This window comes from Dyella choica (genome assembly GCF_003977665.1).
Classification (GTDB): domain Bacteria; phylum Pseudomonadota; class Gammaproteobacteria; order Xanthomonadales; family Rhodanobacteraceae; genus Dyella_B; species Dyella_B choica.
In genome coordinates, this window is sequence record NZ_RYYV01000009.1 from 37544 (window position 1) to 58407 (window position 20864).

Consider the following 20864-nt stretch of genomic DNA (forward strand, 5'->3'; position numbering starts at 1 on the left):
GGCGCTTCCGCCAGTTACTGGCAGGATTGCCGGGCCATTAAAACCAAAAATTAATGCAATAGCAACGGCCTACGCGATGTTCTTCGAGACTTTTGGCGTGATGTCCTGCACATTTGGACCAACCCGCCGGTGCCGAGATTAAGGATTTGCTAACCCGCTGCTGCTGGCACACATACTGCTACATCTATACTTTGGTCTGTTTTGACTCAGGTCTCGCTACAACAACCACATGTCGCGATTTTTTAAAGCCCTTCTGCGCTGGCTGCTGATCCTGGGCTTCAGCGGACTCCTGCTGATCGCCGCCGCCATCGGGGTAGCCTACTGGCTGGTCTCCCCACGCATTCCGTCGGTGGACGTGCTCAAGGATTACCACATGCAAGTTCCGCTCCGTGTGGTGAGCACGGACGGCCAGTTGATCGCAACCTTCGGTGAGACGCGCCGCGTCCCGGTCTCGATGGACCAGGTACCGGACATGCTCAAGCATGCGGTGCTATCGGCCGAAGACGCCGACTTCTACCAGCATCCGGGGGTGGATTGGCGCGGCGTGATGCGCGCCGGGTTGCACGTACTGGCCTCCGGCGGCAACAAGACCCAGGGCGGCTCCACCATCACCCAGCAGGTGGCGCGCAATTTCTTCCTGAGCCCGGAAAAACTCTACTCGCGCAAGCTGATCGAAATGTTCATTGCCCTGCGCATGGAGAGCACCCTGAGCAAGGATCAGATCCTTGAGCTGTACCTCAATAAGATGTTCCTGGGTCACCGGTCCTATGGGGTGGCGGCAGCGGCGGAGTACTACTACGGCAAGCGGCTGGACCAGCTCGACGTAGCCCAATGTGCCGCCATCGCCTCCACCTTCCAGTTGCCTTCTGCGGTCAACCCGCTCACCAACACCCAGCGCCTGGTGGCCCGGCGCAACTGGGTGCTGGGCCAGATGCTGGAGCACCGTTACATCAACCGGGCACAGTACGACCAGGCGATCAATGCGCCGGACAACGCCACCCCGCACGAACAGCCGATCCAGGTGGATGCCCCCTACCTGGCAGAAATGGCGCGCCTGCAGGCACTGGATCGCCTCGGCAACGATGCCTTGACCGAGGGTTACGTGGTCAAGACCACGTTGGTCAGTACCCGACAAACTGCGGCAGTTGCGGCCGTGCGCGATGGCCTGGCGATTTACGACCATCGCCACGGCTGGCGTGGCCCGGAAGCGCATGAGCAGCTACCCCCGAACGCCGGTGATGCCGATTATGTCAACCTGCTCTCCAGTTATATGGAAGTGGCGGGGCTCACCCCGGGCCTGGTCATTGCTTCCTCCGCCACCGAAGCCTCGGTTTTCCTGCCGGGCAAGCTGGTGATCAAGCTTGACCTCAAGGCCATGGACTGGGCACGCCCTTATGTCAATGAGAGCCGGACCGGTGCCGCCCCGACCAAGGTCGACACCGTCCTCAAGCCCGGCGACGTCATTCGCGTGGTTCGCGATGACAAGGGCGTATGGCAGCTTACGCAGATACCGAAGGCGCAGGTCGCGCTGGTATCGCTCGATCCGGAAAGCGGAGCGATCCAGTCACTGATCGGCGGCTTCAACTTCCAGCGCAGCAAGTTCAACCGCGCGGTGATGGCCGCCAGGCAGCCCGGCTCGAGCTTCAAGCCCTTCATCTATTCGGCAGCCTTCGAGCGCGGCTATACGCCGGCCTCCATCATCAACGATACGCCGATCGCCCTGCCCGATCCCTCGCAGCCGAACGGACTGTGGACGCCAAGCAACGACGACGGCAAGTTCTCGGGCCCGATCCGCCTGCGCGAGGCCCTGATCGAATCGAAGAACCTCGTATCGGTGCGATTGCTCGATGCCATCGGCGTGCGCTACACGCGCGACTACGCCACACGCTTCGGTTTCCCGCCCGATGCGCTGCCGAACAATCTTTCGATGGCACTGGGAACAGCCTCCGTATCGCCGTTGAGCATGGCGCGCGGCTTCGCGGTGTTTGCCAATGGCGGCTATCTGGTCACGCCGTATTTCATCAGCGAAATCGATGACCGTAGCGGCAAGCCGGTGTACGTGGCCAACCCGGCCCGTGCCTGTGCGGACTGCTCGGAGCGCTTGCTGCAGAACAGCCCGCCAGCCCCGCCGCCGGCGAACATGCTGACCAATGGCGTATCGGCCAGCTCGTCGAACGCACCTGCCCCCGCCGCGAGTGTGGCCATGGCAGGCGAAACGGCCCTGCCTGCCGACGTGCACAACGGCGGCAAGGCGCCGCCGGTGCTGGCGCCGCACGTGATCGATATCCGCAACGACTACCTGGTCACTTCGCTGATGAAGGACGTCATCCAGTCGCCCATGGGCACGGGCTATGCGGCGAAAGCACTCAACCGCAACGACCTGGCCGGCAAGACCGGCTCGACCAACGACCATCGCGATGCCTGGTTCGTCGGCTTCAACGGCGACCAGTCGACCGCCGTGTGGGTTGGCTTCGACGATTTCAGCTCATTGGGCAAGGGTGAATTCGGGGCCAAGGCGGCCCTGCCGATCTGGATCGACTACGAGGGCGAGGTACTGAAGGGTGCGCCCGAAAAGAGCTTGCCGATGCCGCCAGGCATCACCAGCATGGCGATCAGCCGCGAAAATGGTCTGCCGACCGCTCAGGTAGACCCGGATGCCATGCAGGAAATCTTCAAGGTGGAAGATATCGACCGCCTGCACAACCAGGCCACACAGCAGCAACAGAGCCAGGATCAGCAGCAGACTAACGACATCTTTTGATAATTTTTGATCATTTCCGGTAGTCTTGCCTTGCACTTCGCAAGAGGGTTGCAGCATGGCACGAGGTGAACACCACCGCATCCACGCGCAAGACCGTGTGCAGCGCAACCGGCTACGCGTCGCCCAGGAGGCGGCGCGCCTGATGAGCGAGCACGGCATCCGCGACTTCCAACGCGCCAAGCGCAAGGCCGCCGAACGTCTCGGCGTGCAAGACGAGCAGGCGCTTCCCCGCAACCATGAAATCGAAGAGGCGCTGCGCGAGCATCAGCGCCTGTTTCTATCGGAAAGCCAGCCCAAGTTGTTAAGGGCAAGGCGCGAGGCTGCGGTCGAAGCCATGCGCTTCCTGCAGCGCTTTGAACCGCGCCTGGTCGGTGCAGTGCTCGAAGGCACCGCTGATACGCATTCGGCCGTGTGCCTGCACGTCTTCAGCGACGATCCTGAAGCCGTGGGCATTTATCTGCGTGAACACGGCGTGCCGTTCGAAATGCAGACGCGTCGCTTACGCATCACGCGTGACGAACAGGTCGAATATCCGGTATTGCTGTTCGCCGCCGACAATCTTCCGTTCGACCTTACCGTGCTGCCCCACAACGCCCTGCGCCAGGCGCCGCTCGACCGCGTCGACGAAAAGCCGATGCGACGCGCATCGCAGGCTTCGGTGGAGATCATGCTGGCGGAGGAAGAGGACGCGCAGGATGATTTCGAGCGCAAATTGGCTGCCGCGCTCAAATAACCGATGCAAACAAAAACGCCCGGAATGACCGGGCGTTTTCATGAGAATGCTCTAACGCGTCGATCAGCGCTTGTCCATCGCCACGTAATCGCGATTGGTCGCACCCACGTAGAGCTGGCGCGGACGGCCGATGCGTGAGCCTGGGGTTTCGTGCTGCTCGATCCAGTGCGCGATCCAGCCGGCCGTACGAGCGATGGCGAACATCACAGTGAACATTTCGGTGGGAATGCCCAAGGCCTTGTAGATGATGCCGGAATAGAAATCGACGTTCGGGTATAGCTTGCGCTCGACGAAGTAGTCGTCCTTCAACGCGGCTTCTTCCAGCTTCATCGCGACGTCCAGCAGCGGGTCGTTCACGCCCAGCTCGGCCAGCACCTTGTGGCACATCTCGCGAATGATCTTCGCGCGCGGGTCGAAGTTTTTGTAGACGCGATGGCCGAAGCCCATCAGGCGGAAGTTGTCGTTCTTGTCCTTGGCGCGCTTGACCGCGGTTTCCACCTTGTCGGGCGAACCAATCTCTTCGAGCATCTTCAGCACGGCTTCGTTGGCGCCGCCATGTGCCGGGCCCCACAGCGCAGTGATGCCAGCGGCAATCGACGCATACGGATTGGCACCGGTGGAGCCGACCAGGCGCACCGTGGAGGTCGAGGCATTCTGCTCGTGATCGGCATGCAGGATGAACAGCAGGTCCAAGGCCTTCGCAAACACCGGGCTGAGCTCCAGCGGCTCGCTCGGCACCTCGAACATCATGTGCAGGAAGCGGTTGACGTATTCGAGGTTGTTGCGCGGGTAGCGGAACGGCCAGCCGATCGAGTAACGATAGCAGGCGGCGGAGATGGTCGGCATCTTCGCCAGCAGGCGGATGGCAGCGAGTTGGCGGTCTTCCGGATTATCGACGTCCAGGTCGTCGTGGTAGAAGGCCGACAATGACGCTACCGAAGCGGCCAGCATGGCCATCGGGTGGGCGTCGTGGTGAAACCCCTGGAAAAAGTTCTTGTGCGACTCGTGCATCATCGTGTGATGCGTGATGTCGTTTTCGAACGAAGCAAACTGGGTCTGATTCGGCAGCTCCCCGTGCAGCAGCAGATACGCCACTTCGAGGAAACTGGACTTCTCAGCCAGTTGCTCGATGGGATAGCCGCGATACATCAGCACGCCCTGATCGCCATCGATGTAGGTGATGGCGCTCTTGGTGCTGGCGGTGCTGCCGTAACCGGGGTCGTAGGTGAAATGCCCGGTGTCCTTGTACAGCGGCGCGATGTCGATGCAGGCGGGGCCCATCGTGCCGCTCAGCAGAGGGAGCTCGCTGCTGCGGCCATTGGACTCATCAACCAGCTTGACGGACTTGGGATCGGACACGGAAACCTCCTACGCATGGGTCGCCACCGGGGCAACCGCAAAACGGCAACCAGCCGGCGAGGGAAAGGCACATCGTTTTGGGGAAAATTAGCGATGTATCCGAACCATTATCGCACATCATCCTCGTGACATCCGAGGCCGCATGGTCCGATTGACAGACACAAACAGACAGGGCAGGCGCCTGGCCTGCCCTGTCTGGCATCGCTGTCCCCGCCCCGTAGGGCAGGTTGACGGAATGATTACTTCTGCGCGTAACGGCGACGGAACTTGTCCACGCGGCCGCCGGCGTCAACCACCTTCTGCTTGCCGGTGTAGAACGGGTGCGAATGGCTGGAGATATCCACCTTGATCAGCGGGTACTCGTTGCCGTCTTCCCACTTGATGGATTCCTTGCTGGCAATCGTCGAACGCGTCAGAAACGCGAAGTCGGACGAAAGGTCCTGGAACACCACCTGGCGGTAATTCGGATGGATATCGGGCTTCATGACGGACTCAAAGCGTGCGTGAAAAGAGCGGTATTGTATCGACAGCGGCAAGGATGGGTCAAGCTGCTCCAGTTGGCGCGCATGGGCCAGTGAAGAGTGCCGCAGGACGATCAGAGGCTCCCCAGGGCTCGCCGCACCATGGCTGCGAACTTCGCTTGATCGAGCTCCAGCACCAGGTTGGCCTGGGCCCGCTGACCCAGCCGACCGCCCCAGTCCACCACGGTAGCGCCGCGGGTCAGGCGGCCATCCAGTTCCACGCCAACCCGACGGCGCTCGCTGCGCACCACCACGGAGGGGTCGATGGCCACCGCCATCGCCAGGGCATCGGCGGCAATGATGCCGCGCCGTCCGCGCTCGCTATTGGTCTGGCGGGCCACCTGGAACACGCGGCCGAAGAATTCCGCCCGATGATCACCAGCAGCCAGCCACTGGTCGAATTCATCCTCGTCGAAGGCATGCCGCAAGGTGATTTCCCAGTCGACCAGATCGAAGTCGGGAAAGCTCTCGAACACGACATGCGCCGCCTCGGGGTCGAAACCGACATTGAACTCGGCCGGCACGCGACCGGTATTGCCATGCCCGGTGACTGCACCGCCCATGACCACCAGCCGCTTCACGCGCTGCGGCAGCGAAGGATCCAGCCGCAACGCCAGCGCAAGATTGGTCAGCGGCGCCAGCGCCACCAGGGTGATCTCGCCCGGGTGCTCGCGCGTCAGTCGCAGTATCGCAAACGCCGCGTGCTCATCGGTCGCTGCGGCGGCAGGCTCCGAAAAACCAACATCGCCCAGACCATCATGACCATGCACGAATGCCGCGTCTTCCTCGGGCAAACGCACCAACGGCGTAGGGCAGCCGGCAAACACCGGCGTGGATGCACCGAGCAGATCCACCAAGGTGCGCGCATTACGGGTGGTATGAGCAAGGCCGACATTGCCGGCCGCGATGCTGAGGCCGAGTACATCCGCATGGGCGTGTGCCATCAGGATCGCCAGGGCATCGTCCACGCCGGGATCGGTGTCGATCAGGAGTTGCGGTCTGGTCATCTAAGCATCAATGCTGCAGTTGGATTTCTTTCAAGCTACCTGCTTCTCAGGCGCCTGCATAGCGCGCCGCGCCACCGATCCAGCGCTCGATCAGACGCACCGCCTGCTCCGCATGGTGCGTCAGCATGTATTCCCCCACCTGCTGCACCGTCGGCAGCAGGTGGGCATCGCGTGCCAGGTCGGCCATGCGGAAACTCAGCTGGCCAGTCTGGCGCGTACCCAGCACTTCGCCGGGGCCGCGCAATGCCAGGTCCTTTTCGGCGATACGGAAACCATCGTTGGTTTCACGCATCACCTGTAGGCGTTCGCGCGCGAGCTGCCCCAGCGGCGGCTGGTAAAGCAGCACACAGTTGGAGGCAACTGCACCGCGCCCTACTCGCCCACGCAACTGATGCAGTTGCGCCAGCCCGAGGCGCTCGCTGTTCTCGATCACCATCAAGCTGGCATTGGGCACATCCACGCCCACCTCGATGACCGTAGTCGCCACCAGCAACGAAAGCTCGCCGGTCTTGAACGCATCCATCACCGCCTGCTTTTCTTTCGGCTTCATGCGTCCGTGAATCAGCCCCACCTGGAGCTCGGCCAGCGCATGCGAAAGCTCCGCATGGGCCGCCTCAGCGGCCTGCGCGCGAAGTTGCTCGGATTCTTCGATCAGGGTGCACACCCAGTAGGCCTGGCGTCCCTCCACGCAAGCCGCCCGAATTCGTTCTATGACCTCGTTGCGGCGTGCATTGGAAATGGCAATCGTCTGCACCGGCGTGCGGCCCGGCGGCAGCTCATCGATGGCGGATATATCCAGATCGGCATAGGCGCTCATCGCCAATGTGCGCGGGATGGGTGTTGCCGTGAGCACCAGCTGATGCGGCACAAGCTCCCCCTCCAAGCCCTTGTCACGCAAGGCCAGCCGTTGCTGCACGCCGAAGCGGTGCTGCTCATCGACAATCACCAAGCCGAGCCGCGCAAACGCCACGCCTTCCTGCATCAAGGCATGGGTACCGATCACGATCGCCGCGCCCTCGGCCACGCGCCGCAAGGCGTGCTGGCGCGCCTTGCCTTGCTGCTTGCCGGCCAGCCATTCGACCTGTATGCCCAGCGGCTCCAGCCAATGACGAAAATTGCGCAGATGCTGTTCCGCGAGCAATTCCGTCGGTGCCATCAGAGCGACCTGGAAGCCCGCCTCGACCGCCGCCAGCGCCGCGGCGCAGGCCACCGCCGTCTTGCCGGAGCCGACATCGCCTTGCACCAAGCGAAGCATGGGGCGCGGCTGCGAGATGTCTGCAGCGACTTCCTTGACGACACGCTGTTGCGCTTTCGTCAGTTGGAAGGGCAGTGATCGAAGCCAACGCTCTCGTAGCGTGCCGTCACCACCCAAGACGGGCGCGCGGCGCTCGCGCACGGCCGCGCGCAAGCGCTTCAAGCTCATGTGCTGGGTGAGCAATTCCTCGAACGCCAGGCGCTGCTGCGCGGGATGGTGGCCTTGAATCAGCTGGTCGATGCGCGCATCGGGCGGAGGTCGATGTACGTACAACAGTGCCTCGCGCAGCGAGGTCAAGCCGAATTTCGCGCACAACCCGGGCGGGATCAGCTCCAACTCGGCTTCGTCCGGCAGGCGCTGCAGGGCCTTCTCGATGACGCCACCCAAACGCTTCTGCCCAAGCCCTTCGGTGGCTGGATAGACCGGCGTAAGGCGTTCATCGAGCACGACTGGAGCATCTTCCGTAAGGCGCCGATACTGCGGGTGCACCATCTCCAGGCTGCCATTGCCTTGGCGCACCTCGCCGTAGCAAAGCACACGCGTGCCCACGCGGAACTGCTCTGCCTGCACCCGGTTGAAATGAAAAAAACGCAGCAGCAGCGTTTGCATCGCATCGTCGCCGATCGCCACCTTGAGTTGCGGGCGGTAGCGAAAACCTTTCTCCACGGCTTCCACCGTGCCGGCCACTTGCGCACGCATGCCCGGACGCAAATCCGCCAGCGGCGTCAGATGCGTACGATCTTCGTAGCGTAACGGCAGGTGAAACCATAGATCCTGCGCACGATGCAAACCGAGCCGCCCCAGCGACTCGAGCAAAGCGGGCCCGATACCACCGAGCACCGTTACCGGCAGCTTGCCTACGTCTTCGGTCGTCACTACGGCAGTTTGGGGTTTCGGAGCGGCCATTGCGGTAAGGCTAACTGAGCACGCCGGCGCAGAATGTCAGCAGTCTTCGCCGGAAAGCTTCAGTCGAGCACCATGATAACGTCCACCTCGACCTGCGCGCCTTTGGGCAGACCGGAGACTTCGATGGTGGAGCGGGCGGGATACGGCTGCTGGAAATACTCGCTCATCACGGCATTGACTGCTGCGAAGTTCGCCAGATCGGTCAAGTAGATGCCGACGCGCACGACCTGCGCCAGCGAACCGCCGGCGGCTTCGGCCACCGCCTTGAGATTGTCGAACACACGACGCGCCTGCGTGCTGATATCACCCTCCACCAGCGCGCCGCTGGACGGATCGAGCGGAATTTGGCCGGAGAAGTACACCGTATTGCCGGAACGTACGGCCTGCGAGTACGGGCCGATGGCAGCGGGGGCTTTGTCGGTGGCGATGATGGTGCGGGGCATGGCGCAACCTCGTGAGATAGTCGCGACAGTCTAACTAGAAAGAGAAACGAGGCGTAGGCTGGGGAGCAAGCGCCAATATTGCCATGCACGCACATCGCGATGCTGGGTTTGCACCCCAACTTAAGGATGGTCCAAAAAAATCCGTCATGGTTTTTTTCAGACGCGGCGCATGTCCGCACGCGACTACCACGAATCAAGCACTCACGTGCTTGCTTTGTGGGCGGTGCATCCTTGCACCGCGGAAGCCCTGAATAGATCAGAGCTTCCCTAAAGCGGATAGCGATAGGCTCCGCTCACCACACCCGTTCGCCGCACGCGCCGGATCACTTCGGCCAGATGCTTGCGGTTCCTCACCTCGATAGTGAACAGCAAGGTGGCGGCGGACATGTCCCGTTCGACGTATTCCACGTTTTCGATATTGGAATCGGCAGCTGCGATCGCAGCCGCCACCGTGGCGAGCACGCCCGGACGGTTGATCACCTCGATGCGCAGTTCGGCCCGGTAGTCGCCCTGCACGTCGCGATCCCACTCGATGTCCACGCAACGCTCCGGCGACGACTTGCTCAGCTCGGTCATGTTCGGGCACTCGGTGCGATGCACGACGATGCCTTTGCCCGGCGACAGGTAGCCGACGATCTCATCGCCCGGCAGCGGATGACAGCAGTTGGCAAAGCTCAGCACACCGCGTTCGGCGCCGGTGATATGGATCTTTTCCGTCGGATGCGTGATCGGCGCGCCACGCGCGGAGCTGCTACCCCGCGCGGCCACCAACTGGCTGGCGACCTGGTCAGGCATGCGGTTGCCCAGCGCGATATCGGCCAGCAGCTCCTCCAGGCGCTTGAGCTTGGCTTTGTGCAGGAATTTTTCCAGCGCCGCCGACTGGATCGAGTCCAGGCTGGTGCCCAGTGCATCCAGCGCGCGGTCGAGCATGCGATGGCCGAAATCCACCGCATCCTCATGCTGCAGATGCTTCAGGTACTGGCGGATCGCGGTACGTGCCTTGCCGGTGACCACGAATTCCAGCCAGGCCGGATTGGGCATCGCCGAAGGCGCGGTAATGATTTCGACCAGCTGCCCGGACTCCAGTCGGGTACGCAGCGGCAACAGCTTCTTGTCGACGCGCGCAGCGACCGCGTGGTCGCCCACGTCGGTATGCACGGCATAGGCAAAATCCAGTGCCGTCGCGTTGCGCGGCAGCGAAAGAATGTCGCCGCGCGGCGTAAACAGATAGGTCTCGTCCGGGAACAGATCGATCTTGACGTTCTCGATGAATTCCGCCGCCGACGGCGTGTTCGCCTGGCTGTCGGCCAGCGCGGAAAGCCATTCGCGCGCACGCGCCTGTGCACTGTTGGCGGGGCCGCTTTCCGTCTTGTAGGCCCAGTGCGCCGCTACCCCGCGTTCGGCCACCGAGTCCATCTCTTCGGTACGGACCTGTACTTCAATGGGCGCCCCGAAGGGCCCAAGCAATACGGTGTGCAGCGACTGGTAGCCATTCGCCTTCGGAATGGCGATAAAGTCCTTGAAGCGGCGGTCGACCGGCTTGTAGAGCGCGTGCACGACGCCCAGCGCCATGTAGCAGCTCATCGCGGTATCGGTCACCACCCGGAAACCGTACACGTCCATCAACTGGGCAAAGCTCTTGTGCTCGCTGCGCATCTTGGAATAGATGCTCCACGGCGACTTGATGCGTCCGACCACACGCACCGGAATGCGCTCCTCGACCAGGCGCGCAGTGAGCGCGCCTTCGATGCGGCTCATCGCTTCGCGGCGATTGCCCAGCGCCGCGCGAATGCGCTCGCTGATCACGCGATACCGGTCCGGGTGCCAAGCGCGAAAGCCCAGGTCCTGCAGCTCCGCCTTGATCTTGTTCATGCCAAGCCGTTGCGCGATCGGTGCATAGATTTCCAGCGTCTCGCGCGCGATGCGGCGGCGTGACTCGGGATCTTTCGCGCCGAGCGTGCGCATATTGTGCAGACGATCGGCCAGCTTGATCAGGATCACACGCAGATCGCGCGCCATCGCGAGCAGCATCTTGCGGAAGCTTTCCGCGTCGGCCTCCTGGCGGCTGGAGAAGCGCATCTTGTCCAGCTTGGTGACACCGTCGACCAGCTCCGCCACCGGCTCGCCGAATTCGCCGGCCAACTCGGTACGGGTCAGTTCGGTGTCTTCCAGCGTGTCGTGCAGAATCGCCGCGATGATGGTTTCCGCATCCATGCCGAACTCGGCCAGGATGCCGGCCACGGCGATCGGATGGGTGATATAGGGCTCACCGCTTTTGCGTGTCTGCCCCTCGTGCGCCACCGCGCCTACCTGGTAGGCGCGCAACACGCGGGCTACCTGCTGCTCGGGCAAGTAGGCAAGACGCTCTTTCAGCGCCAGCACGTAGGGGGGCATGGCGGACGTATCCTCGGAAGCCGGATGCGTGGCCGCGGTCGTCATGGCGTCACGACGCCCGTTCAGGCAGTCGCCCCGCTGGGTCGGGTAAGCAGGGAGCTCAGGCGCGACCCGCGGCCTTCCGCTCCGGTGCGGCCGGTTCGACGCTTACTGCGCTGTCGACAGCCGCCCCCATCCATTAGTCGTCTCCGCCCTTGGACAGATCGTCGTCCACTTCCTGCGCAGCCCATTCCAGGGCTTCGCGTTCAGCGCGCTCGCGCTCGGAACGATCGATCTCGTCGATGGTGACCTGGTCGATGCGGCGGTCGGCGATTTCACGCAACGCCAGCACGGTGGGCTTATCGTTGTCGGGGTTGACCGCCGGTTCGGCGCCTTTGGCGAGCTGGCGGGCGCGCTTGGTCGCCATCAAAACCAGTTCAAAACGGTTGTCGACCACCTCGAGGCAGTCTTCCACGGTAATTCGAGCCATGGGAAATCCTTGAACTATGAACTTCGGAAGGTCTGAAAAAATCCGTCCTGGATTTTTTCAGACTCGCTACGTGCGGCATATATCCGCACGTAGCTCTCATGAATCAAGCACTTACATGCTTGATTCGTGGGCGGTGCATCCGTGCACCCCGGAAGCTCTGACCAAGTCAGAGCTTCCCTTATACGGCCTCACAGTTTATCGGCCGGGCACTTGGCTGGCAATGCGAGTCACTCTTATCATGCCCGATCGTCGCACGCCAGCTCGAAACTAGGGGGGAATACGTGCACAATATAGAACTAGAAAGTACACATTTATCGTCCTCAACCTATTGCAGCGGACCCCTCCCCTGATGCCTTCCCTGCCCCGTCTTGCCGCACTCAGCCGTCTTGTACCTGCGCTGGCCATGCTCGCCCTGCTGGCGGGCTGCTCCATCGCCCCGCCTCGTACCGACGACCCGCTGGAGAAGTTCAACCGCAAGAGCTACGCCTTCAACATGGCGCTGGACAAGCACGTGCTGCGGCCGGTGGCGGTGGGCTACACCAAGGTCACGCCCAAGCCGGTGCAGACCTCGGTCAGCAACTTCTTCACCAACATCAAGCTGCCGATCAGCATCGCCAACAACCTGCTGCAGGCCCGTCCCAGCGATGCGATGGCGGACACCGGCCGCTTCCTGATCAATATGACCGTGGGCCTGGCCGGCTTCCTCGACCCGGCGACGAAGATGCAGATACCGAACAAGGAAACCGATTTCGGCATCACCCTGGCCCGCTGGGGCGTGCCAGAGGGCGACTTCGTGATGGTCCCCTTGCTGGGCCCGTCGACTTTCCGCGACGTCTTGCAGTACCCGGTGGACGGCTATCTGTTCGACCCAATCAGCTATTTCGAGCGCAACCACAAGTTCCACTGGGGCCAGTACTACATTCCCGAGGTGGTCTACTTCATCCAGATGCGCGCGGAGTTGCTCGACGCCGACAGCTTTTTGCAGACCGCCTACGACCCTTACGCCTTCGTACGCGATGCCTGGCGCCAAAACCGCTTGAACAAGATTTACGACGGCAACCCGCCCGCGGACGTCATGCTGAAGCTGCAGCAGGGTCAAGGCTCGAACAATCAGGACCAGAACTTCGATCCCGCCGAACTGTTGAAGGAACAGCAGCAGTGGGAGCAGAAGCAGAAGCAGCAGAACAACTCGGGCAACCCGCCCAGCGGCAATCAATAGACAGCCGTCGAGTTCTGGCCATAAAAAAAACGGGGCCGCGAGCCCCGTTTTTTTGGCCAGAAGCTGCAAACACCGGTGTCAACGCAATAGCGGCTCCACACCGCAAACCTGCGCCAGCGCCGTCATGCCTGCCGGTACGTGACGCACCGCCACTCGGCGTCCGCCTTGATCAGCTTCAGACAGCGCCGCCAGCACGCAGGCCAGACCGGCGCTATCGCAACTGTCCACGCCGGCCAGGTCCAGCGTATTGCGGTCACTGCTCGCGAACGCATCCCGCATCGCCACCAGCGCATTGGCGGCGGTGGCAAAATTCAGGGTGCCGGCTACGGATACCGTACCCGGCCCTTCGGCCGTCACCCGAAACTCGCCTGCCTTAACCGGCGCCATTGGCCTTGTTGCCCTTGTCCTGCTGTTCCATCTGCTGCAGCGCCTTGTCGCCTTGCGTTTCCAGGTCGGCGATCAGCTTGTCGAGGCCTTCCTTCTTGATCTCGGCATCGACCTGGTTGCGGTAGTTGGTGATGTAGGAGATGCCTTCGATGATCACGTCATACGCCTTCCACTGACCATCGTTGGTCTGGTGGAACACGTAGTTCACCGCGATCTGCTTGTTTTCGTCGGTGGTCACCTGGGTCTTTACGACCGTGTACTTCGGATTGACCTCGCCATTGAACGGCAGGACCTTCACCGTGCCCTTGGTGTAGCTCAGCAGTCCTTCCGCATAGCGGTTGGTCAGCGAGGTGTAGAACGCCTTGGCGAAGCGCGAGCGCTGGTCGGGCGACGCTTCACGCGCATGCATGCCCAGCACCAGGATCGACGCCCAGTCGGTGTCGAAATGCGGCAGGAAGATCTGGTTGATCACGGCGACCAGCTTGGGCTTGTTGTTCTGCAGTTGCGCCTTGTGATCGGCGATCTGCGTGTCGAGCTGGTGGGTGATGTCCTCCACGACCGCTTGCGGCGTCGATGCGCTGGAGGGCTGCGCGCTGGATGCGCTCTGCGCGAAAGCCGGCGCGACGGTTACTACGCTGCCCAGAGCGATGGCGGTGGCAATAGCCAGATGACGCAACATGGATGACTCCTAGTAAAGCCGGCTCAGTGCTTGCCGGCGGGCTGATTGGATGAACCGTTGCCACCGGCGTTGTTGCCGCTGGACGAACCATTGACCAGAAACTTGCCGATCAGATCCTCCAGCTGCATGGCCGACTGGGTCAGCACGAGCTGGTCGCCATCCTTGAGCGAATTCGGCGAGCCGCCGGGCTGGATCGCAACATACTGGCTGCCGATCAAACCACTGGTGAATATGGCGGCGGCCGAATCGTCCGGTATCTGGTTGTATTTGCCGTTGATGAGCATCGTGACGGTGGCGTCCAGCTTGACCGGATCGGCTTTCACGTCGGACACGCTGCCGATGGCCACGCCCGCCATCCTGACCGGCGCACCTACCGATAGCGTGCCTACGTTGGTGAAGTGCGCGTTCACCTTATAGCTGCCGCCGAAGGCATCGGCCGTACCGCCCGCGCCGAAGAACTTGCCGAGCATTTCTTCCAGCGGCTGCGTCGATTTGGTCAGCACCAGATGCCCGCCGTCGGCCAGATAGCTCTTGGCGTTACCGAATTGCAGGCCCACGTATTGATCGCCCAGCAGACCGCTGGTGTAGATCACCGCGGTCGAATCGGCCGGAACCTGGTCGAACTTCCGGTCGATCGAGAGCCTGACCTGAGCCACGTCCTTGCCCGGCAGCAGCGTGATCGACTGTACCTGCCCGACGCGCACACCCGCCACCTTCACCGGCGCACGCTCCTTCAGCTGGCCGACGTTGGCGAATTGCGCCTCGACGGTGTAGCTCGCACCCTGGTGGCTGTTGACGACCGAGGTCGTCTGCGTAGCGAGGTAAACCAGTGCAGCGAAACCGAGCACGATGAACAGGCCGGTGCCGGCGGCATAGGATTTTCTCTGGCTCACGGCAAAGTCCTCAACAAGAAGCAATGGGTCATAAAAGTCACATCAGGAAAGCAGTGAGCACGAAATCCAGCGCAAGGATGGCGATCGACGAAGCCACCACGGTACGGGTGGTGGCATAGGCCACGCCTTCGCTGGTTGGCGGCGTGGTGTAGCCCTGGAATACGGCGATCAGCGAGATCACCGCGCCGAACACCAGGCTCTTCCAGATCAGGCCGTTGATCACGTCGTCCCAGACGTTCACGTTGGCCGTCATGTTCGACCAGAACGTTCCGTTGTCCACGCCCAGCCAATCCACCGCAACCAGGTGGCCGCCGAAAATACTCAGGCCGCAGAACACGCAGCACAGCAGCGGCATCGCGATCAAGCCGGCCAGGAAGCGCGGCGCCACGACATAGGCGATCGGATCCACCGCCATCATTTCCATCGCCGCGATCTGGTCGGTCGCGCGCATCAAGCCGATTTCGGCGGTGACCGAAGTACCCGCACGCCCTGCAAACAGCAGTGCGGTCACCACCGGCCCCAGCTCGCGATACACCGCCAGCGCCACGACCGAACCGGTGGCCGAGGTACCGCCGAAAATGGACAGTACGTGGTACAGCTGCAGCCCCAGCACCATGCCGATGAACAGTCCGCAGGTCATGATGATGGTGAGGCTCATGGCGCCGACGAACCAAAGCTGGCGCACCGTCTCACGCACATGCTGGAAGCTGCGTGGGACGGCGGAAAGAATGCGCAGCAGAAACAGGCCGCAGCGGCCGATCTGGGCCAGCGAGCCGATCACGACGTTTTCGTGCCCTAGTCGCGCACTCATACAGCACCTTGCTTGAAACCGAGGGCCTCGGCGTAATCGTCGGCCGGATATTGGAACGGCACCGGGCCGTCCGCCTCGCCGCCGAAGAACTGGCGGGTCCAGGGCGAACCGTTGCCGGCAATGGTCTTGGGGTCGCCCTGAGCCACCACTTTGCCGTTGGCGATCAGGTAGATCACGTCAGCCACCTGCTTGATCGCCTCCAGCTCGTGCGCCACCAGCACACTGGTCAACCCCAGCGTTTCGTTCAGCGTGCGAATCAGCTTCAGCACCTGGTTGAGCGCGATCGGGTCCAGGCCCACGAACGGTTCGTCGTAGAGGATCAGCATAGGATCGAACACGATCGCACGCGCCAGCGCCACGCGCCTGGCCATGCCGCCGGACAGCTCGCTGGGCATCAGCGAAGCCGCACCCCGCAGGCCCACAGCCTGCAGCTTGGTCAGCACGATGTTGCGGATCAGCACCTCCGGCAGCCGGGTGTGCTGGCGCAGCGGAAATGCCACATTTTCGAACACGTCAAAATCGGTCAGCAGCGCGGAGTTCTGGAACAGGTAGCCGATCCGCTCCCGCAGCCCGAACAGCGCGTCCCGCGACAGCTCCGCCACGTTCTGTCCATCCACCCATACTTCGCCTGCATTGCCGAACATCTGCCCGGTGATGTGCTTGAGCAGGGTGGTCTTGCCGGTGCCGCTGGGACCCATGATGGCGGTGACCTTGCCACGCGGGATATCCAGGTCCAGTTGGTCGAACACGGTCTTGCCGTTGAGCCTGGTGGTCAGGCCACGGACACGCACCAGTGCACGATCCTCAGTTTGGGCTTGGACGGTATCGATCATGGCCTGGGCGACGGCGTGAAAAGGGAGAAGTTAACTGAACTGACGTTCCAATGCTATCCTACCCGGTACAGTAATCCCGGGTTGGCGTTCAGCTTTCGATCAAGAGTTCCCGGAGCAGGCCCTCGTGGCGCTGGCACTGCAAAGTGCTGCGCTGGCGTACCGCCCGCACGATGGCCTGCAAGCCGTCCAGGGCGTCCTCGAACCGGTCGTTGACGATGATGTAGTCAAATTCGTGGGCATGCGCAATCTCCCCGCGGGAATTGCGCAGCCGCCGCTCGATCACTTCTTCGCTGTCCGAGCCGCGTCCGCGCAGGCGGCGCTCCAGTTCTGCCCGAGACGGCGGCAGGATGAACACGCTCACCACGTCCGGCTTGGCCTTGCGCACCTGAGCGGCGCCCTGCCAGTCGATCTCCAACAAGACATCGCGCCCCTGCCCAAGCAGGTCCTGCACGGTCTCGCGCGAGGTGCCATAGAAATTGCCATGCACCTCGGCGTGCTCGAGAAAGATGCCCTCGGCCACTTCGCGCTGGAAGTCGGTGCGCTCGACGAAATAGTAGTGGCGCCCGTATTGCTCGCCAGGACGAGGCGGGCGGGTGGTATGGGAGATCGACAGCGAGATGCCCGGCTCGCGCCCGAGCAGCGCGTTCACCAGGGTTGATTTGCCCGCGCCGGAGGGGGCCGCCACGATAAATAGCGTGCCCATGGCGCTTTCCGTACCGAAGGTATGCGCGCTCATTCGATGTTCTGCACCTGTTCGCGCATCTGTTCGATCAGCACTTTCAATTCCACCGCGGCATTGGTGGTGCGTGCATCCACGGACTTGGAGCCCAGGGTATTCGCCTCGCGGTTGAATTCCTGCATCAGGAAATCCAGACGCCGGCCGACCGGCTCCTTCAAGCCCAGCACACGGCGCGTTTCGGCGATATGCGTGCTCAAGCGGTCCAGTTCCTCGTCCACATCCGAGCGCGTCACCTGCAGTACCAGCTCCTGCTCCAGCCGTCCCGGATCGGCGGGCTGCTTCAGATCGGCCAGGCGCGCATCCAACCGCGCGCGCAAGGCGGTACGGATCTCCGGCATCCAGCTGCGCACGTCGGCCACGATCCGCTCGATCGCGTCCAGCCGTTCGCGCAGGATGTCGGCGAGCTTGGCGCCTTCACGCTCGCGCGTGGCGGTCAGCACCTGCAAGGCGCGGTCAAGCACTCCCAGCAAGGCGACCTGCTGTGCCTCCTGATCCACTTCGGCGTGCTGGAGCACACCCGGAAAACGCAACAGCTCGGTGAATTCGATGCTCATGCGCGGGAACCGGGCTTCCAGGTCCAGCGCCAGCTCGGACAGGCGGCTCACCAGCGCGCCGTCGACCTGCAGTGATTCACCACGCGACTCCCCTCTGCGCACGATCACATCCACCTTGCCGCGCGACAATCGCCCCGCAATGGATTCGCGCAGCGCGGATTCGAAGGCGCGCATGTCTTCCGGCAAACGCGGGCTCAGCTCCAGATAGCGATGATTGACCGCGCGCAGTTCGCACGTCAGCGTCCCGGCGGTGGTGACGGCTTCGGCGGAAGCATAGGCGGTCATGCTGCGGATCATGGAGAACCTTGGGGGAGGAGATGAAAGGGGCCAATGGTAAACTGTCCTGCCTCCCGTTGCCCAAAGAACCTATGCCAGTGTCCCGTCCAAGCGGCCGCGCCAGTGACCAGTTGCGCAAGGTCACCATCGAGCGCCACTACACCCGCCATGCCGAAGGTTCCGTGCTGATCGCCTTTGGCGATACGCGCGTGCTGTGTACCGCCAGCATCGAAGACCGGGTGCCGCCCTGGCTGCGCGGCAAAGGTGAGGGCTGGGTCACCGCCGAATACGGCATGCTGCCGCGTGCCACCTCCACCCGCACCCAGCGCGAAGCCACGCGTGGCAGCCAGGGCGGGCGCACCATGGAGATCCAGCGCCTGATCGGCCGCAGCTTGCGTGCCTGCGTGGATCGCCAGGCGCTGGGCGAGCGCGTGATCACGCTGGATTGCGACGTGATCCAGGCCGATGGCGGCACGCGCACTGCCGCCATCACCGGTGCCTACGTGGCGCTGGTCGATGCGGTGAACGTGCTGATGAAGCGTGAAAACCTGCGGCGCAACCCCATCATCGGCGCGGTCGCCGCGGTCTCGGTCGGCGTTTACCAGGGCATGCCGGTGCTCGACCTCGACTACGATGAAGACTCCCACTGCGATACCGACATGAACGTAGTGATGAACGACGGCGGCGGCATAATCGAAGTGCAAGGCACGGCCGAAGGCCACGCGTTCCGCCGCAGCGAGATGGACGCGATGCTGGACCTTGCCGAAAAAGGCATCGCCGAACTCGTCGGCCTGCAGCGTGCCGCGCTGGAACTGTCCTAATGCAGCGCATCGTTCTCGCCAGCAGCAACCGCGGCAAGCTTGCCGAATTCAACACCTTGCTCGCCGACAGCCACTTCGAGGTCGTCCCCCAGGCCGAACTGGGGGTGGAGGATGTCGAGGAAACCGGCCTCAGCTTCGTCGAAAACGCGCTGCTCAAGGCACGCCACGCTTCACGCGCCGCCGGCTTGCCGGCGCTGGCGGATGACTCCGGACTATGCGTGGCGCATTTGCGCGGCGCGCCGGGCCTGTATTCCGCACGCTACAGCGGCGGGCACGGCGATGCGGAGGCGAACAATGCACGCCTGCTGCGCGAACTGGAAGGCGTAGCGGAGGGACAACGCAGCGCTTTCTTCATCTGCGTACTCGCCCTGCTATGGCATGCGGAAGATCCCGCCCCGCTGATTGCGGAAGGTCGCTGGCAGGGGCGCGTGCTTGAGGGACCACGGGGAGAGCGCGGTTTCGGCTACGACCCGCTGTTCCTGCCACATGACCAGGCCTTGAGTGCCGCCGAACTGGCGCCCGAGGTGAAAAATCGCTTGAGCCACCGTGGACAGGCCATGGTGAAGCTGCACGCACGCATCGCCGAACGGCATTCTTGATATGCCTCTGATCGCACCACCTTTGGCGCTGTACGTCCACATGCCGTGGTGTGTGAAGAAATGCCCCTATTGCGACTTCAATTCGCACGGTTTGCGCGGCGAACCACCCTACGCAAGGTACGTTGACGCGCTATTGGCGGATCTGGACGCCGACCTGCACGACTTCGGTGGTGCGCTGCAGCACCGGTCGATCATCAGCGTATTCTTCGGCGGCGGCACCCCCAGCCTGTTTGCACCGGAACTGATCGGTCGCTTCCTCGAAGGCGCACGTGCTCGCCTGCCTTTCGGCGATGCCTGCGAGGTCACGCTGGAAACCAATCCGGGCACGGTCGAGCATGGGCGTTTCGATGGCTATCTCGCCGCGGGCGTGAACCGGATTTCCTTCGGTATCCAGAGCTTCGATGACGGCAAGCTCAAGCGCCTGGGGCGCATCCATGCCGCGGCCGAAGCGGAGGCCGCGGTGAAATCGGCGCAGGATGCCGGCATCAGCAACATCAATCTGGATCTGATGTACGCACTGCCCGAGCAGACCCTGGCCGGTGCGCTGGATGACGTGGACCGCGCAATGGCCCTGCAGCCGGCGCACATCTCGCATTACCAGCTCACGCTGGAGCCCAATACCGTGTTCGCTGCGCACCCGCCGCCGTTGCCTGACGACGACGCCGCCTGGGCCATGCAGGAAGCCTGCGAAACGCGGCTGGCGGAAGCAGGTTACGCCCAATATGAAATTTCCGCCTACGCCAGGCCGGATCGGCGCTGCGAGCACAACCTCAATTACTGGCGCTTCGGCGACTATTTAGGCATAGGCGCCGGTGCCCACGGCAAGCTGACCGATGCCGCGTCCAGCACGGTATGGCGCCGCTGGAAGGTCCGCCATCCGAAGGCCTACCTGGAAGCCGTCGGCCAGTCGACCCGCATTGGCGGACACGCGACGGTGCCGGTCGATGAGTTGCCGTTCGAATACATGCTCAATGCCCTGCGCCTGATCCACGGCGTGCCTCTGGACGAATTTGCCGCCCGCACTGGGGTGCCGGCGGAGCGAATTGCCGAGCGTCTCGCCGCTGGCTGCCGCAAAGGCTGGTTGGAGAATGACGCTCATTGCTTGCGCACCACTGCGCTGGGGCAACGTTTTCTCAATGATGTCATCGGCAGCTTCCTGCCCTAGGGATGCTCTGATCTATTCCACGTGCCCGGCATGACACCCA

The 20864-nt window shown here is 62.8% G+C and carries 20 protein-coding genes; 6 read left to right on the top strand and 14 right to left on the bottom strand.

All coding sequences use genetic code 11. The annotated features are described in order from the left end of the window. Positions 1 to 229: 229 nt before the first annotated feature. Together EKH80_RS13080 and EKH80_RS13085 are read left to right on the top strand one after the other, a co-directional pair. On the top strand, positions 230 to 2761 hold the full coding sequence (locus EKH80_RS13080; protein WP_126685217.1) for a penicillin-binding protein 1A: 2532 nt from the start codon (positions 230 to 232) through the stop codon (positions 2759 to 2761). Between the two features lie 55 nt (positions 2762 to 2816). Next, complete coding sequence (locus tag EKH80_RS13085) at positions 2817 to 3494, top strand: hypothetical protein (RefSeq protein ID WP_126685218.1); 678 nt, start codon at positions 2817 to 2819, stop codon at positions 3492 to 3494. Between the two features lie 63 nt (positions 3495 to 3557). On the opposite strand, the gene EKH80_RS13090 is transcribed toward EKH80_RS13085, so the two are convergent. The 7 genes from EKH80_RS13090 to rpoZ all read right to left on the bottom strand — a co-directional run bounded on the left by EKH80_RS13090 (position 3558) and on the right by rpoZ (position 11848). Next, a complete protein-coding gene (locus tag EKH80_RS13090) occupies positions 3558 to 4853 on the bottom strand; it encodes a citrate synthase (RefSeq protein WP_126685219.1) in 1296 nt (431 codons plus the stop codon). A 239-nt stretch (positions 4854 to 5092) separates the two neighbouring features. Further along, entirely contained in the window at positions 5093 to 5338 is a 246-nt protein-coding gene (locus EKH80_RS13095) for a type B 50S ribosomal protein L31 (protein WP_126685220.1), read from the bottom strand. A 110-nt stretch (positions 5339 to 5448) separates the two neighbouring features. Beyond that, a complete protein-coding gene (locus EKH80_RS13100) occupies positions 5449 to 6381 on the bottom strand; it encodes a nucleoside hydrolase (RefSeq protein ID WP_126685221.1) in 933 nt (310 codons plus the stop codon). A 46-nt stretch (positions 6382 to 6427) separates the two neighbouring features. Then, on the bottom strand, positions 6428 to 8542 hold the full coding sequence (gene recG / locus EKH80_RS13105; protein ID WP_126685222.1) for an ATP-dependent DNA helicase RecG: 2115 nt from the start codon (positions 8540 to 8542) through the stop codon (positions 6428 to 6430). A 59-nt stretch (positions 8543 to 8601) separates the two neighbouring features. After that, on the bottom strand, positions 8602 to 8985 hold the full coding sequence (locus EKH80_RS13110; RefSeq protein ID WP_126685223.1) for a RidA family protein: 384 nt from the start codon (positions 8983 to 8985) through the stop codon (positions 8602 to 8604). A gap of 267 nt (positions 8986 to 9252) precedes the next feature. Next, positions 9253 to 11445, bottom strand: coding sequence for a RelA/SpoT family protein (locus tag EKH80_RS13115; protein ID WP_425481148.1), 2193 nt, complete (start codon positions 11443 to 11445; stop codon positions 9253 to 9255). Positions 11446 to 11557: 112 nt separating this feature from the next. Continuing rightward, on the bottom strand, positions 11558 to 11848 hold the full coding sequence (gene rpoZ / locus EKH80_RS13120) for a DNA-directed RNA polymerase subunit omega (RefSeq protein ID WP_126685225.1): 291 nt from the start codon (positions 11846 to 11848) through the stop codon (positions 11558 to 11560). 349 nt (positions 11849 to 12197) lie between these two features. On the opposite strand from rpoZ, the gene EKH80_RS13125 reads away from it, so the two are divergent. Next, positions 12198 to 13067, top strand: coding sequence for an MlaA family lipoprotein (locus EKH80_RS13125; RefSeq protein WP_126685226.1), 870 nt, complete (start codon positions 12198 to 12200; stop codon positions 13065 to 13067). Between the two features lie 78 nt (positions 13068 to 13145). Here EKH80_RS13125 and EKH80_RS13130 read toward each other — a convergent pair whose 3' ends face one another. From EKH80_RS13130 to EKH80_RS13160, 7 genes are all read right to left on the bottom strand, one after another. Continuing rightward, on the bottom strand, positions 13146 to 13454 hold the full coding sequence (locus EKH80_RS13130) for an STAS domain-containing protein (RefSeq protein WP_126685227.1): 309 nt from the start codon (positions 13452 to 13454) through the stop codon (positions 13146 to 13148). Beyond that, entirely contained in the window at positions 13441 to 14133 is a 693-nt protein-coding gene (locus tag EKH80_RS13135; protein WP_126685228.1) for an MlaC/ttg2D family ABC transporter substrate-binding protein, read from the bottom strand. The genes EKH80_RS13130 and EKH80_RS13135 overlap by 14 nt, the downstream gene beginning before the upstream one ends. A 23-nt stretch (positions 14134 to 14156) precedes the next feature. Beyond that, the gene (gene mlaD / locus EKH80_RS13140; RefSeq protein WP_126685229.1) at positions 14157 to 15026 is read right to left on the bottom strand and encodes an outer membrane lipid asymmetry maintenance protein MlaD; all 870 of its coding nucleotides are present in this window, start codon (positions 15024 to 15026) and stop codon (positions 14157 to 14159) included. Between the two features lie 37 nt (positions 15027 to 15063). Beyond that, positions 15064 to 15837, bottom strand: a complete 774-nt coding sequence (gene mlaE, locus EKH80_RS13145; protein WP_126685230.1) for a lipid asymmetry maintenance ABC transporter permease subunit MlaE — start codon at positions 15835 to 15837, stop codon at positions 15064 to 15066. Further along, on the bottom strand, positions 15834 to 16670 hold the full coding sequence (locus EKH80_RS13150; protein ID WP_126685231.1) for an ABC transporter ATP-binding protein: 837 nt from the start codon (positions 16668 to 16670) through the stop codon (positions 15834 to 15836). Before EKH80_RS13150 ends, mlaE begins: the two co-directional genes overlap by 4 nt. 88 nt (positions 16671 to 16758) lie before the next feature. After that, complete coding sequence (gene gmk / locus EKH80_RS13155; RefSeq protein WP_230473668.1) at positions 16759 to 17406, bottom strand: guanylate kinase; 648 nt, start codon at positions 17404 to 17406, stop codon at positions 16759 to 16761. Continuing rightward, the gene (locus tag EKH80_RS13160) at positions 17403 to 18260 is read right to left on the bottom strand and encodes a YicC/YloC family endoribonuclease (RefSeq protein ID WP_126685232.1); all 858 of its coding nucleotides are present in this window, start codon (positions 18258 to 18260) and stop codon (positions 17403 to 17405) included. The genes gmk and EKH80_RS13160 overlap by 4 nt, the downstream gene beginning before the upstream one ends. A gap of 71 nt (positions 18261 to 18331) precedes the next feature. Here EKH80_RS13160 and rph point away from each other — a divergent pair, with 71 nt between their 5' ends. The 3 genes from rph to hemW are packed head-to-tail and all read left to right on the top strand — an operon-like array spanning position 18332 to position 20824. Then, on the top strand, positions 18332 to 19060 hold the full coding sequence (rph, locus tag EKH80_RS13165) for a ribonuclease PH (RefSeq protein WP_126685233.1): 729 nt from the start codon (positions 18332 to 18334) through the stop codon (positions 19058 to 19060). Further along, on the top strand, positions 19060 to 19659 hold the full coding sequence (rdgB, locus tag EKH80_RS13170) for an RdgB/HAM1 family non-canonical purine NTP pyrophosphatase (RefSeq protein WP_126685234.1): 600 nt from the start codon (positions 19060 to 19062) through the stop codon (positions 19657 to 19659). The genes rph and rdgB overlap by 1 nt, the downstream gene beginning before the upstream one ends. 1 nt (position 19660) lies before the next feature. Continuing rightward, positions 19661 to 20824 carry a radical SAM family heme chaperone HemW gene (gene hemW / locus EKH80_RS13175; protein WP_126685235.1) on the top strand — a complete coding sequence of 388 codons (1164 nt, stop codon included), beginning with the start codon at positions 19661 to 19663 and terminating at the stop codon, positions 20822 to 20824. The last annotated feature ends 40 nt before the right edge of the window (positions 20825 to 20864 follow it).